We start from the raw sequence: 12,983 nt of genomic DNA, 5'->3' as shown, positions 1-12,983 counted from the left end.
CTAAGTTTTTATCGGTGATGTTGTTGAAAGATCTGCATCTTCGGCAGTTTGTTGCCCCTTGCCGATGGATGCTTTTTTGAAGAAGTGCATGCTTGCCAGAATGCCTGCGACTGAGCAGACAGTTGCGAGCGAGAAGAGGATGCCGTAGCCGGAATGCTGCGCGATAAAGCCAGCAGCTACGCTACCCAGCATGTAGACGAATAGATTTGCGCAGCTGAGAATGGTGAAGTCGGTACCAGCTTGCTTGAGCGAACTGACGCGCATGAATGCGCTGTAAAGACCGACGATTTCCATGTAGCGGATGAAGGTGTTGGCGGCTGAAAGGCCAACGAGCACTGCGACACCGCGATAGTCCAGCAAAGCTACAGATGCATAGCCGAGGAAACACAAAGTCCTCAAAGTGCCAATAAGCCAGAGGAACTGCATCAGGCCGGCTCGTTTGATCAGCACCACAGCAATCGCTGAACCGCCCAAGCCAACGCAAGCGGCTGCACCTCCGCTAACCAATCCGATCTGAGAAAGAGAAAAGCCGAAGTCCACCAGAAACGCTTGCTCAACGCCTTTGACGAGCCCCTCAGGCAGGCGGAACAGCAGTGCAAAAAACAACAGCATCAACGTGTTGTTGCGCTTTACAAATCCAATGATCGATGGCCGTGGCTTGCTTTCTCCATCGACACCTTTGTCTTTCCGTGGGTTTTCCTTGAAGAAGAGCAGTGGCAGCAAAGTGAGAAATGACAGGCCAGCAGCTGTTTTAAGAGCAAAGCTCCACCCCCACAGATCATGCAGGAACAGAGACAGAGAACCACCGATCAGCACGCCTGCGGCAACACTGCCTCCCTGGACTGCATTGCCAAGAGGTTGGTCTTTCGGGGCGAGGTGTTCAACGGCAAAGCCATCTGTTGCAATGTCCTGTGTAGAGGAGGACAGCGCCAGAACCATCAGTAATGGAAACAGGATGTGCAGTTGCTCGGCGACATTGAGTGTTGAAAGGTAAGTGATGATGCCCACGGAGATAAGCTGCATCGGGATGATCCAGCTTCGGCGTCTTCCAAAGGCAGCGAAGGAATAACGGTCAACAATTGGCGCCCAGAGAAACTTGACAACCCAGGGCAGCATCAAAAGTGCCATAGAGCCAATGCTGACAAGACTGATGCCTTGTGCGCGGAAGATCGCCGGCATGGCCGCAGCGACAAGATAAACCGGAATAGCCTGAGCCACATAAAGCCCTGCCAGCACGATAATGACTGAACGGGCTGTACGATCACCTTGCTCGTTGTGTGAAGTTGCGCGCGCCTGCCCTGCAATATGGGCACTGCTGTCGTTAGCCATTTTCTACCTAGCACTCAACGGCCTGGCTCGAACGAGTCGTTCTGGCTAACCAACTAATGATTTTTAACTAGAGAATTACATTCATATTTTCAATCACTACTTGCAAGTTATTCGCAATTAGATCTTACGGGGAAACTACAATAATTTCTGCTTTAGCTAAGTTTTCAAGCCAGCGGCAACACGCTTCTAACCAGTTTGCTGAGAGGAGCTTGCGTATTTATGAGTTTAAACCTCAACTTCACCCCAACGCTCCAAGAACAGATTATGAGCAATGCACCGAAAACACGCAGTCTCGATCACCTTCTCAAAGGCGAAAGAGCCATTGTGCGAGAAATCGAGAGCGAGGAAACATCTGATGGACGCGCTCTGGTCGTTCGCCTGAACGCGCTGGGGATCAACATTGGAAAGGAAGTCAGCGTTATGCGGCTGGCTTGGTTGGGTGGCCCCATGTTGCTTCGTGTCAATCAGGTAACACAGGTTGCGATCCGACGTTCTGAAGCACGTTGCGTTGTTGTGGAGGAGATCAAAGGCGATGAACCCTCGGCCTGAGACAGGTGCCCAGAGTACCCCACGTATTGCACTTATCGGTCAGCCAAACACTGGCAAATCCATGCTGTTTAATCGCATCACCAATGCCCGCGCCTCCGTTGGCAACTGGCCAGGCATCACCGTTAATGTAATGCGTGCGCGTGTGCCTTTAGTAGGGCGAAACGTGGAATATGTTGATCTGCCGGGTATTTATAATCTGGAAGGTGGATCTGAAGACGAAGCCGTCGTGAACCGGTTTTTGACAAAATTTCCGATTGATCTGGTTATCATCGTTATCAATGCAGCGCAGATTGAACGACAGATCCTGATGCCTTTGCAGGTGAAGGCGCTGGGACTGCCTTCTGTTGTCATGCTCAACATGTGCGATGAAGCTCATAAGCTCGGTATCACGTTTGATCTTGAGCAGTTGCAGAATTCTCTCAAGATGCCTGTGGCTTTGATCAGCGCCAAATACGGCACCGGCTTTGACGATGCCATGAAACAAATCTCGGACAGTTTAAGCTCTGACTTTGCCAGCAAGCCGGTTCTGGCGGACTATGACTCGCTGTTCAAAACACTGATGACTGAGGAAACGCTCGATGATGCTTTGAAAGGTTGCGTGACTCTTCCCAAAATCTGGCCGAAAACACTGACAGAAAAGCTGGATCAGCTGTTTTTGCATCCGCTGCTGGGCTTGCCTATGTTCTTCCTCAGCATGCTGGTTATCTTCTCCGTGATTTGGGAGATCGGCCTTCCCTCTCAGGATCTTGTGAGCCGAGGTGCTGACTGGGTACAAACGATACTGCTGGAGCCGAGTTTGGCCTGGGCGCCTGTCTGGCTCAATAGCTTCCTGATCAATGGCATATGGCTTGGTCTGTCGACGGTCGCATCATTTGTGCCGCTTCTTGTGCTCTTCTTCTTTTGCATGGCCGCTGTTGAAGATAGCGGGTATCTGGCGCGTGCTGCCTTTTTGATGGATGCTCTGATGCGCCGCGTTGGGCTGGATGGCCGCGCTTTTGTGATGCAAATGATGGGATTTGGCTGCAATGTACCTGCATTAATGGGCACGCGGGTCATGCGCACCCGCTCGTTGCGTCTGCTGGCAATGCTGGTTATTCCATTTTCGCTCTGCTCTGCGCGCCTAGCTGTGTTCGTGTTTATCATCAGCGCCACCTTTCCCAGTTCCAAAGGTGCACTAGTGTTATTCTCCTTTTATGTGATCAGCTTCCTCGCTGCTTTTTCAACGGCTGCCATCTTCAGTTTTTCCAAGCAGTTCAAGAGCCAGGAACCCTTCTTGTTGGAGATACCCCCCTATCGAATTCCGACAGTCAAACAGGTTTTACTCAGAGGTTGGGGTGAGGTGCGTGAGTTCATCAGAAGAGCTTCACGGTTCATTATCATCGGCTGCATTCTGGTTTGGTTATTGACGAACCTACCAGTTGGCGCGGAAGGATTGAGCACCTATGGTGGTCAGCTAGGTGTCTTACTTCAGCCGATCATGGAGCCAATCGGCATCAATCCATATCTCACTCTGGCACTGATCTTCGGTTTCATCGCCAAAGAGATCGTCATCGGATCTTTGTCTACAATCTACGCATTATCTGCCAGCGGTGTTTCTCAAGCCATTTCGATGAGTGTAACACCGCTGGAAGCCTATAGTTTCTGCTTGTTCTGCCTGCTTTACACGCCTTGTCTAACAACCATTGCGACAGTGCATTCAGAAGGAAAGTCTTGGCAGTTCACCAGTTTCTCGCTGATCTTGTCTCTAAGCTATGCCTGGCTGGTCTCATTCCTGTTTTACCAAGGCGCAAAGCTCTTTGGGTTTTAGGAGAAGCTTACTGCTCCTCCCAAAACCCCGCGATGTAGCAATTATCGGCTTTGAAACCAACTTCATTACGGAAATACTTGCGCGCTTTCTTGGCAGTTTTCTTTTCCGCAGCAAACCAGAGGAATGCCTCCTGAACCTCAGGAATTTCTACTCGTTTTGCAGCATAAAATAGTCCGTCATGACCATGAGTATCCCGATAAACCCACTTAAGGCTCATGGTCTCAGGCAACGGGATTGGTGCTTCCATACCTTTTTTTGAAACACTGATGATCACCGCACCTTTCGTACCTGCAGGAGAACTTTCGAGAATGCGTGAGATAGCTGGAATGGCTGTTTCATCGCCAGCCAACAACAGATACTTGGCCTCCGGAATCCACCCGCCACCAGGGCCAAGCAGACCAACCTTGTCCCCTTCGTTAACGCGAGCTGCCCACTCCGCTGTCGGCCCGCCTTCATGCAGGAAAACATCAAAGTCGATAGTCTGTGCTGACTTATCGAACTGGCGAACAGTGTAGACAGGGCGCATCAATTCATAATCACCCTCAGGCCAGACCGTGCGGCCTTTGTCATCCCAATAGGGCCATCTGGCTTCAAAACCCAGATTTTTCGAGAACAACAGACGGAAGTGCAACCCACCTTCAAAGAAGCGCTCAATTCCCTTCGCTGCAACGGTTACCCGTATGAAATTGGAGCTGAAAGCCGCTGTTCTGACAACCTGAACTTCGAGAAAGTTGGGCGGGTGAACGCCTGCTGTAAAATCCCCGCTCCAGACCATCTGAGGTGGAATGTTTATGTCAATGTGGCCAATAAGATGCTCGACACTCTCTTTGACCAGATGCAGTGCCTCTTGAGATGGTGCTGAAATCACCAGCTTCGCCTCTGTATCTGCCTTCAGAAACTCAACCATTCCGACAGGAGAATTCACGCAGTAATGGGAACTGGTAATTTCTTCCAGCGTCAGATTATGGAGCTTTGCTTCGGCAGCAAAAAGCTCAATGGCTTTGGCAAACTCGATACCGGGAATGAGGCTTTCGATCCTATGAAGTTCTGTTGCAGTGGTTGTCATCAAAGTGCTCGTCTTGTTTTATCGAAATATTGTTGGCATCAAGCTGGAACAACCAGCGGGGTTCCCTTCACCGGATCGGGCATCACGTAGCATTCCAGACCGAAGGTTGATTTCATGATGTCTTGTGTGATGACCTCGGCTGCATTGCCCTGCGCTTCAATCTGCCCACCCTTCATCACGATGAGATGGTGGGCATAGCGCGCTGCGAGGTTGATATCGTGCAACACAGCAACGATTGTCATCTGCTGTTCTCCATTGCATCGCTTCAACAGCTCAAGCAGTTCAATCTGGTGGGCGAGATCAAGAAAGGTTGTTGGTTCATCCAGCAACAGCAGATCGGTCTCCTGTGCCAGAGCCATCGCAATCCACACACGTTGACGCTGCCCACCTGACAACGAGCTGAAAGGCTTGTCTCGCAGCTCAGTCACTTTTGTCATATCCATCGCATTTTGAATGGCCACTTCGTCCTGCCGGGACCATTGGCGCCAAACAGACTGGTGAGGCGTGCGGCCTCGGCTTACCAGATCACCGACGGTGATACCTTCAGGCGCGACAGGCATCTGGGGCAATATGCCAAGACGCTTGGCAACCTCGCGGGTGGGCTGCTTATGGATGGATTTGCCATCCAGCAATACAGTGCCAGCACTCGGCCTTTCCAGCCGGGCTAATGATCGTAGAAGCGTTGATTTTCCGCAGGCATTGGGGCCGATTACGACAGAGATCTGCCCCTTTGGAATAGTCAGGTTAAAGTCTTTCAGGACACTATGAGATCCAAACGAAAGCCCAAGACCCCTGGCCTCTAACGGTGTGTGTTCTTTAGGATCAAGCATTAGATGAGGTTCCGTTTCGCCTGCCGGGCAAGCAACCAAATGAGATAGGGAGCACCGATCAGAGCTGTAAAAACACCGGTTGGCATTTGGAAGGCTGCAACCAATGTGCGTGCTGCGGTGTCAGATAACAAAGTGACGAGAATGCCAATCCCAGCAGCAAGGATGAGCGCTGATGATGGAGTCCGGGAAAGCTGACGTGCTATGGGGCCGGAGACGAACGCCACAAAGGGAATTGGGCCAGCAACCGCGACAGCTGTCGCGGTCATGACCACAGCAACAGCAACCATGAGCAGTCGAAGGCCATTCACTTTAAGACCAAGCCCGGTTGCCAGATCCTCATCAAAGGCGAGCCTGTCCAAAAAGTACTGCAACACAATACCCAGTGAGCCCAAAGCCACAAATGCAACAGCAACAGGAGCAATATCTTCGCGCTGCACTTGCCCAAGGCTGCCAACAAGCCACTTGGCCATGTCAGATGCGCGCTGAATATCAAGCTGCGACATGAGGAAGTCAGCGCATGCCAGCAAGGTGAACCCAATACCAATGCCAACCATGATCAACCGGAACAGATCCAAGCCGCGGTGCCAGGACAGTGCAACAACAAGAAGCGCCGTCAGCACACCACCAGCCACAGCACCCCAGAACACGTAGGCGGCCGATCCAAACAGGAAGATCGTCAGTAATGCGCCAAACGCAGCACCTGCATTGAACCCGAGCACATCTGGTGATGCCAACGGGTTGCGCATAAGTGCCTGAAAGATTGCACCGGACATGCCCATAAGACCGCCCACAAACACCCCAACGAGAATACGCGGCATCCGCACATCCAGCAGGATGAGCTGGTCTACACCGCCCTCCCCGCTGAAAAACAGCGGAAGGATGCGGCTTGCCGCGATGGGATAGGCTCCAAGCCAAAGCGCAGCAATCACCGAAATAAGGCTGAGTGTTAGCAAGACTATACCAACCACAGCGCTGCGCTTGCGCATGAGCAATGCACCACCGGGTAGCGGAATGACGAGATGATGACTGAGCAATTTCATGGAGACATCATCCTTGTTTTTCTGATGAGGTAGATGAAGAACGGGCCACCGACCAAGGCCACTGTGACCCCAATTTGCAACTCGCGGCCTTCGAGCACTATTCGGCCAAGGATATCTCCCGAAAGCACAAATAGCGCGCCCAGCAGAGCTGAGAACAGCAGCAACCAAGCGCTGTCCGCTCCACTAAAACGTCGTGCAACATGCGGCACAATAAGCCCTACAAACGCGACTGGCCCAGCCAATGCGACGGACCCGCCCGAAAGGCAGACCACGGCAAACAAACTCAGTCCTTTGACGAGGCCCATTTTGGTGCCAAGGGACTTCGCTAAATCCTCACCAAGCGATAAAGCGTTGAGCCAACGCCCAAGAATAAGACAGGCCAGAAAACCAACTGCAAAGAACGGCCAGAGTTGGAGTAGGATTTCCGGCTTCACACCTTGCAGTGACCCAACGACCCAGAAGCGATAGGTCTCCAGCGTTTGCTGGCTGACCAGCAATACACCGCGCACCAATGCCAAAAGGAACGAGCTGACAGCAGCTCCAGCCAAAGCCATACGCAAAGGGCTGGCACCGCCCTGCCCCAGATTGGCAAGCCCGTACACCGCAATGCTCACCACAAATGCACCAGCCATTGCAGGCCAGATGAACATTCCGGCAGCTGAAATGCCAAGTCCCCAAATGGAAAGCACAACGGCCATGGAGGCACCGGCATTCACACCGAACAGTCCCGGATCAGCCAGCGGGTTGCGGGTTACGGTCTGCATGATGGCACCAGCCATTGCCAGAGATGCACCAATCAACAGCGCACCGATGAGCCGCGGCACACGCATTTCCAAAATCACAATATGATCCGGATTATTCAGATCAGTTGCCAGCAAAGCATCACTGATTGCCGAGAGTGGAACTGCCCGCACACCTGCACCAAGCGACACCACAGACAAAGCAATCAAAATGGCTACAAACGCAAGTGACCAGCCACCACGAGACTGACCGGAGTTAGCAAGACTATCACCAGTCCCAACTCGTTGAGCGGATTCAGCAAACATCACTGCCCCTCCATTTGCTGTGCACGGGTGATGCCTGCTTCAACCGAAGTTGCAACAGGTGTTGCCGGGTTGCCATCAATCGCCGCTGCGATCAGTGGTTCCAGCTGATCTAAAGCAAAGCTCAGACTGAGCGGTGAGGAATGTGAGAGGGCAGCAGCGATCATAGGCGTCGCCACCACCTCACGGCCTTCATTGTAGACGCGCATTGTTGGTCGGAGCCGCAAAGCGTTGATTTGGGAGGCACCTGAGCCAAAGTCGAGCCAGATCAGCACATCCGTATCAATCGGATCCAAATCCTCTGGCGAGACACGAACATAAAAAAGATCACTGCGAACAAGCGCTTCTACTTTTTCGGAGGCAACAAACCCAAGATCCCTCAGGAAACGGCCTCGCAGGTCTGAGGAGGGATAGGCCCCGATATCTCCCGGCCACACAACCACAGCAGACTTGCCGAGCCAAGCCGGATTGCGTTTCTTAATGGCCGCAAAGCGCGCTTCCAGATCCAGCACCACCTGCTCACCTTTTTCAGGTTGTCCAACAGCTTTCGCGATCGTGCGCGTCATCTGCTGCCACGGCGTACCGTAATCCCCGAAGTGCTCTTCAGGCACGAGAACCGGCGCAATCTGCGAAAGTATCTTGTACTGAGAACGGGTCATTCCAGACCACAAACCCAGGATCAGATCAGGTTTCAGAGCAGCGATCTGCTCCACATTAATCTCACCCCACATGACTGTCGGCTTGGCATCCCCCAGAGCAGGTTGCGCCCAAGGCCAGACACCACTCGAGTAGCTACCATACCAACGCCGAAGCGCTACCGGCCTCACTCCCAACGCCAGAAGGAAGTCATGCCCAATGAAGCTGACAGAAACGATCCGCTTAGGCTCTGCAGTGACCGTCGTTGTCCCGTACTGATGTTCAAACACTGCTGGAAATTCAGCTGCTGTCGTCTGCTGAAGGCACAGCAAAGGCACGGCAAGACACAGCACAGTGTAGTACAACAGCAGCTTCATTTTTTTGATGCCTGCGTGGATGGTTTGCATGTCACTCTCACAAAACCAGCCACGGACTGAAAAGCCCGTGGCATCACCGTATTTACTGATTGAGAAGCTCTAGAAAGTACTCATCAACTGCAACCGCAGCTCACGTCCCTTGCCATATGTGCAATTGTGGGAGTCCACATCTATACCTGCAGGCAACGGGAAACTGGAAAGTACAGCCTTACCGCAGTGGCTAATGTAAGATTTGTCCGCCAGGTTTTTGCCTGTCAAAGATACTTTGAAATTCTTGTATTGATAATTTACGGACGCATCAAACAAGCTCACAGGATCCAACTCAATCGAATTTCTTACATCACCGTAACGCTCACCTAAGTAGCGCATTCCTGCTGCAATACTGAGACCATCAAGCCTACTGCTTTCATTGAAATCATACTTCAACCAAAATGAACCGGAGTGCTCAGGAATACGTTCAAGCTGATTTCCAACCAAATTTGACTTATCAGATTTGGTAATCTCAGAATTCAAGTAGGAGTAACTCGCCAAAGCGGAGAAGCCATCGAACAGTTCAACAGACGCTTCTGCTTCCAATCCCTTGACCACAACTTCGCCCACTTGAGTATTACCAAGCAAGTATTCTGGATCAGCGATCACAGCATTGTCTTTTGTAATTTGGAATGCAGCTAATGTGAACAAGCCATTGAAATCGCTTGGCGAGTATTTCAAACCTACTTCAACTTGCCTCGCTGTTTCAGGCTCAAACACCGTCTTGGTTACGTTATCAACCCCAGACGGCGGCGCATCAAACGACGTTCCGTAGCTTGCATAAGGAGTGAGGCCAAAATCACTCACGTATGATAGACCAACACGCCCAGTAAATGCTCTGTCATAAGTCTTTTCATGAGTTCGAACAGCCCCAGGCTGAGCTTGAAGGCTCTGGGTGTCCATTTCGAGCCAGTCATGACGCAAGTTCACATCGAGCCGGAAGTTATCATAGATTTTTGAGTTGGCGGCAGCGTAGAGGCCTGTTTGTGTAACCGACTGGTTCTGGTATCCGGTGTAATGACCAACAAGATAGGCGCTTGAAGGAGGTAAAAGGCTAGGCAAAAGATTTGTCTTCTTGCCAGTAAAGAGATTTTTCTCGCCTGTGTACCCGCTTCCTAAATCCGCATCAGAATTGCCCTTGTAAAAATCAAGACCAAAGAGGAATTGAGTGTCCACCGCGCCAAAGTTGGCATCATAGAGAACCGATGTATCGACGGAACCCTGCCAACCTTCTTCTTCCACCTCATTAGCAATTAACACAACGGTGTCTACGCCCGGCGTACCATCAAGATTCAAAGCCCCACCATTATAGGCTCCGTCATAACTGATCTTGTTGTAGGCCAAACGTGCTTTTTGAAGAACCTTCAAATTATCAGCAAAAGCATGCTCGAACTCATAACCAACATAATGCTGGTCACGGTTCAGCCCCTTGCGATCCGGATCACCGGCAAATGTGTCGTAGTCGAAACTACCCTGACTATTTGAGAGCAGAGTTCCATGTTGCGGTAGTATCTGCCAGCTCTCACCCTGAAAATCTTTCTGGTATTGAGCAAGCAATGTAAGCTTGGTTTGATCGCCAAGCTTCGCAGTTATAGATGGAGCAAAATAGAACCGGTCATCATTCACATGATCTACTTGAGTATCTGACAAACGGCCAACTCCAACCAACCGATAGCTGATTGGAGAACCTTCTGAGAGGGAACCTGTTACGTCTGCAGCAAGTTGTTTACGGTTATTGTTTCCATAGGTTGCTTGCAAAATCGCAGAAAAATCTTCTTGCGGGCGCTTGGTGACAGTGTTGACCAGGCCGCCTGGCTGGTTCGCACCAAACAAATCGGAGGACGGGCCACGCAACACTTCAACGCGCTCGACACCAAACGGCTCAATGTTCCAGCCACCCCAGGCAAAAATTCGCAACGGCAACCCATCGCGGTAATTAAGCCCACCAACAGCGCTTTCAAAACCACGAATTGCATAGTTATCGTAACGAAGATCAAATCCGTAGATCGCAGGCACAACACCAGCGCTGTAGGAAATCGCATCTACAATAGATTCGGCGCCCTGATCTTCCATCTGCTGAGAGGAAACCACCGAAACAGAACGTGGTGTTTCCTCGATCGGCAAACCAATACGGCCAGCACTCGCTGTCTCAGTTGGGACATAACCTAGGGTCGGCGCCAACGCGTCTTCGGCAACGGAAGAGCCGTATACAACAACTTCATCCAGATCTTGATTGGGAGGACCCGCCTCTTGCGCATTCACGATTCCAGCAAACAGCAGCAAGCTAATAGAGGGGCCAGACAGAAGCGCAGACTTGTAGTGGATGCCCATGTTTTAAACACCTATTCCACTGATAATCGCTCCAAAGGTGTCTGGCTTCTGGCTTGACGTTTAATTTGGTTGGAGCTCAATCATTTGATTTTTCAATACTTTTAGAATTAACAGCAACTTCCGATCTAATGACCAAAAAGTTGAGCAATCACTCGATTTTGACTCCAATAAATAATATGACTTTATAAGTCAAGTTATTCAGTGAGTATATCTGCTAATTTGTTTCTTAAGGGCTTGCCACCGGAAATCTTGTTGTGCAGAACACGGGAAAGCGAGCTTTACAAAGGACAGCCAGCCCATGCCATCCATGAACGCGCAATCACTCGCTTTGCGAAAGAAAGCCAAACAACAACGCTCACGAGAAAAAATCGAACTTATCCTGCAGACAACACTGGATATGCTGAGCGAAGGTCAGGTTGATAAGATCAACACCAATGAGATTGCCCGCCGTGCTGGCGTCAGTGTAGGGTCGCTCTACAACTTCTTTCCCAACAAGCAATCCATTCTTTATGAGCTGTTTCGCCGTTGGCTGGAAAACGCTTTGACCGGACTGGATGACCTGGATGCACGCTATGATGGCAGTGAGCCAATCCGGGACTATATCGATGATATGTTCGAGCAAATGGCAATCAATGCACAAGCAAACACTGCAGGCCATTGGCAGCTTCGCCGCTCCATGAATTCCTCCAAAGAACTGTCAGAGCTAGAAGAAGCGCACATGGACCAAATTCTGGCACGCTTCATCCGTATCCAGGAAAAGTTTGGCCGCCAACTCCCAAACAACCCGCACCGCCTCGCCTATCTCCAAAACCTCATCAGCGTCTCCTGCCTCAACATCGTCGCCCTCACAGCAGACGAACAAGAACGCAAAACCGTCATGCACTGGTGCAAAAACCTGCTCTATCTGGTGTTTGATGTTGAGAGGTTGGAGGAGTAGAGCCCGTCATCCCAGTAAGGTTCATCGCCACCGATTTCTGATGAGATGAAGTCGATGAAGCTGCGGGTTTTAGTGGGGAGGTATTGGCGGGCGGGGTAGACGGCGTACATGTTTTGGGTTGGTAGGATGTATTCCGGCAAGACTTGGCGTAATTCTCCTGATCTCAGATAATCACCTGCTGCAAAGGTGGTCAGTCGACCGATTCCGCAACCGCCTAAAACAGCAACTGTGAGGGCGTCGCCATTGTTAACCTGGAAATTTCCAGAGGCTTCGATTTTGATGGGCCCGTCTGCACCCTCTAATGTCCATTCTTGCTGGTCACTAAAGTATGCGTAATGCAGGCAGTTATGGTGATGCAAATCTTCCGGGTTTTCTGGCATTCCAAACTCATCCAGATACCCCGGAGAGGCTGCCAGCACGTTGCGGCAAGGTGCTATTTTTCGAGCGATCAAGGACGAGTCCTGAAGGCGCCCTCCTCTGATTGCCAGATCAAATCCGCCATCAACTAAATCAACCAAGCGATCTTCCATGATCATATCAATGCTGATTTCTGGATTATTCTTGAGGAACTTAGAGATCAGAGGAGCTATGTGAAGTCGGCCAAATGTCATGGGAACGTTTATCTTTAGTCGCCCCTTTGGTTTGCCCTGTAGCTGTGCGACAGCGCTTTCTGCTTCTTGCGCTGCAGTCAAAGCGTCTACGGCACGAGTGTAATAAAGTTCTCCTGCTTCCGTAAGGCTGATGTTGCGAGTAGTGCGGTGGAGAAGGCGAGCTCCAAGATGCTCCTCCAGCAAGGATATACGCTTGCTGATAGCTGACTTAGAGACACCGAGTTGCCGAGCAGCAGCGGCAAATCCCTTTTGCTCAACCACCGTTACGAAAACGGGTAGTGCACCTATATGTTCCATTTGCCTATCTTTGTTGTTCTCTTTTACTCACCAATAAGTTTCCATATTAGATGATTATCATAAAATCGGAAACCAATTAAGTTCTCTTCAGAAGAAGAGG

The 12,983-nt window shown here is 50.9% G+C and carries 11 protein-coding genes; 3 read left to right on the top strand and 8 right to left on the bottom strand.

Translation table 11 applies throughout. The features are described from left to right. The gene (locus PsAD46_RS05800) at window positions 1-1,329 is read right to left on the bottom strand and encodes an MFS transporter (protein WP_063306352.1); all 1,329 of its coding nucleotides are present in this window, start codon (window positions 1,327-1,329) and stop codon (window positions 1-3) included. 219 nt (window positions 1,330-1,548) lie between these two features. Between PsAD46_RS05800 and PsAD46_RS05795 the strand changes: the two genes are divergently transcribed. Beyond that, the gene (locus PsAD46_RS05795) at window positions 1,549-1,878 is read left to right on the top strand and encodes a FeoA family protein (RefSeq protein WP_063306351.1); all 330 of its coding nucleotides are present in this window, start codon (window positions 1,549-1,551) and stop codon (window positions 1,876-1,878) included. Then, on the top strand, window positions 1,862-3,685 hold the full coding sequence (gene feoB, locus PsAD46_RS05790; protein ID WP_063306350.1) for a ferrous iron transport protein B: 1,824 nt from the start codon (window positions 1,862-1,864) through the stop codon (window positions 3,683-3,685). The genes PsAD46_RS05795 and feoB overlap by 17 nt, the downstream gene beginning before the upstream one ends. 7 nt (window positions 3,686-3,692) lie before the next feature. On the opposite strand, the gene PsAD46_RS05785 is transcribed toward feoB, so the two are convergent. The 6 genes from PsAD46_RS05785 to PsAD46_RS05760 all read right to left on the bottom strand — a co-directional run bounded on the left by PsAD46_RS05785 (window position 3,693) and on the right by PsAD46_RS05760 (window position 11,038). Next, complete coding sequence (locus PsAD46_RS05785; RefSeq protein ID WP_063306349.1) at window positions 3,693-4,751, bottom strand: siderophore-interacting protein; 1,059 nt, start codon at window positions 4,749-4,751, stop codon at window positions 3,693-3,695. A gap of 38 nt (window positions 4,752-4,789) precedes the next feature. Further along, window positions 4,790-5,581 carry an ABC transporter ATP-binding protein gene (locus tag PsAD46_RS05780; protein ID WP_063291396.1) on the bottom strand — a complete coding sequence of 264 codons (792 nt, stop codon included), beginning with the start codon at window positions 5,579-5,581 and terminating at the stop codon, window positions 4,790-4,792. Beyond that, window positions 5,581-6,621 (bottom strand): iron chelate uptake ABC transporter family permease subunit, encoded by a 1,041-nt coding sequence (locus PsAD46_RS05775; protein ID WP_063291395.1) that lies wholly within the window; start codon window positions 6,619-6,621, stop codon window positions 5,581-5,583. Before PsAD46_RS05775 ends, PsAD46_RS05780 begins: the two co-directional genes overlap by 1 nt. Continuing rightward, window positions 6,618-7,667: an iron ABC transporter permease gene (locus tag PsAD46_RS05770; protein WP_063291394.1), complete on the bottom strand. Its 1,050-nt coding sequence runs from the start codon at window positions 7,665-7,667 to the stop codon at window positions 6,618-6,620. The genes PsAD46_RS05775 and PsAD46_RS05770 overlap by 4 nt, the downstream gene beginning before the upstream one ends. After that, window positions 7,667-8,707 carry an iron-siderophore ABC transporter substrate-binding protein gene (locus tag PsAD46_RS05765; protein ID WP_063291393.1) on the bottom strand — a complete coding sequence of 347 codons (1,041 nt, stop codon included), beginning with the start codon at window positions 8,705-8,707 and terminating at the stop codon, window positions 7,667-7,669. Before PsAD46_RS05765 ends, PsAD46_RS05770 begins: the two co-directional genes overlap by 1 nt. A 69-nt stretch (window positions 8,708-8,776) precedes the next feature. Continuing rightward, window positions 8,777-11,038 carry a TonB-dependent siderophore receptor gene (locus PsAD46_RS05760; protein WP_063306348.1) on the bottom strand — a complete coding sequence of 754 codons (2,262 nt, stop codon included), beginning with the start codon at window positions 11,036-11,038 and terminating at the stop codon, window positions 8,777-8,779. A 298-nt stretch (window positions 11,039-11,336) separates the two neighbouring features. Between PsAD46_RS05760 and PsAD46_RS05755 the strand changes: the two genes are divergently transcribed. After that, on the top strand, window positions 11,337-11,975 hold the full coding sequence (locus PsAD46_RS05755) for a TetR/AcrR family transcriptional regulator (protein WP_063291391.1): 639 nt from the start codon (window positions 11,337-11,339) through the stop codon (window positions 11,973-11,975). On the opposite strand, the gene PsAD46_RS05750 is transcribed toward PsAD46_RS05755, so the two are convergent. Next, a complete protein-coding gene (locus PsAD46_RS05750; RefSeq protein ID WP_063291390.1) occupies window positions 11,939-12,883 on the bottom strand; it encodes a LysR family transcriptional regulator in 945 nt (314 codons plus the stop codon). The two genes, PsAD46_RS05755 and PsAD46_RS05750, sit on opposite strands and share 37 nt — an antisense overlap. Between the last annotated feature and the right edge of the window lie 100 nt (window positions 12,884-12,983).

This window comes from Pseudovibrio sp. Ad46 (assembly GCF_001623065.1).
Classification (GTDB): domain Bacteria; phylum Pseudomonadota; class Alphaproteobacteria; order Rhizobiales; family Stappiaceae; genus Pseudovibrio.
The sequence above is the reverse complement of the archived record's forward strand: the minus strand, read 5'-3'. Positions and strand labels throughout refer to the sequence as shown.

Coding starts and splice junctions, on each gene's coding strand:
- PsAD46_RS05780 (WP_063291396.1), bottom strand. CDS start 5,581: ATGCTTGATCCTAAAGAACACACACCGTTAGAGGCCAGGGGTCTTGGG.
- feoB (WP_063306350.1), top strand. CDS start 1,862: ATGAACCCTCGGCCTGAGACAGGTGCCCAGAGTACCCCACGTATTGCA.
- PsAD46_RS05760 (WP_063306348.1), bottom strand. CDS start 11,038: ATGGGCATCCACTACAAGTCTGCGCTTCTGTCTGGCCCCTCTATTAGC.
- PsAD46_RS05750 (WP_063291390.1), bottom strand. CDS start 12,883: ATGGAACATATAGGTGCACTACCCGTTTTCGTAACGGTGGTTGAGCAA.
- PsAD46_RS05765 (WP_063291393.1), bottom strand. CDS start 8,707: ATGCAAACCATCCACGCAGGCATCAAAAAAATGAAGCTGCTGTTGTAC.
- PsAD46_RS05770 (WP_063291394.1), bottom strand. CDS start 7,667: ATGTTTGCTGAATCCGCTCAACGAGTTGGGACTGGTGATAGTCTTGCT.
- PsAD46_RS05795 (WP_063306351.1), top strand. CDS start 1,549: ATGAGTTTAAACCTCAACTTCACCCCAACGCTCCAAGAACAGATTATG.
- PsAD46_RS05785 (WP_063306349.1), bottom strand. CDS start 4,751: ATGACAACCACTGCAACAGAACTTCATAGGATCGAAAGCCTCATTCCC.
- PsAD46_RS05775 (WP_063291395.1), bottom strand. CDS start 6,621: ATGAAATTGCTCAGTCATCATCTCGTCATTCCGCTACCCGGTGGTGCA.
- PsAD46_RS05755 (WP_063291391.1), top strand. CDS start 11,337: ATGCCATCCATGAACGCGCAATCACTCGCTTTGCGAAAGAAAGCCAAA.
- PsAD46_RS05800 (WP_063306352.1), bottom strand. CDS start 1,329: ATGGCTAACGACAGCAGTGCCCATATTGCAGGGCAGGCGCGCGCAACT.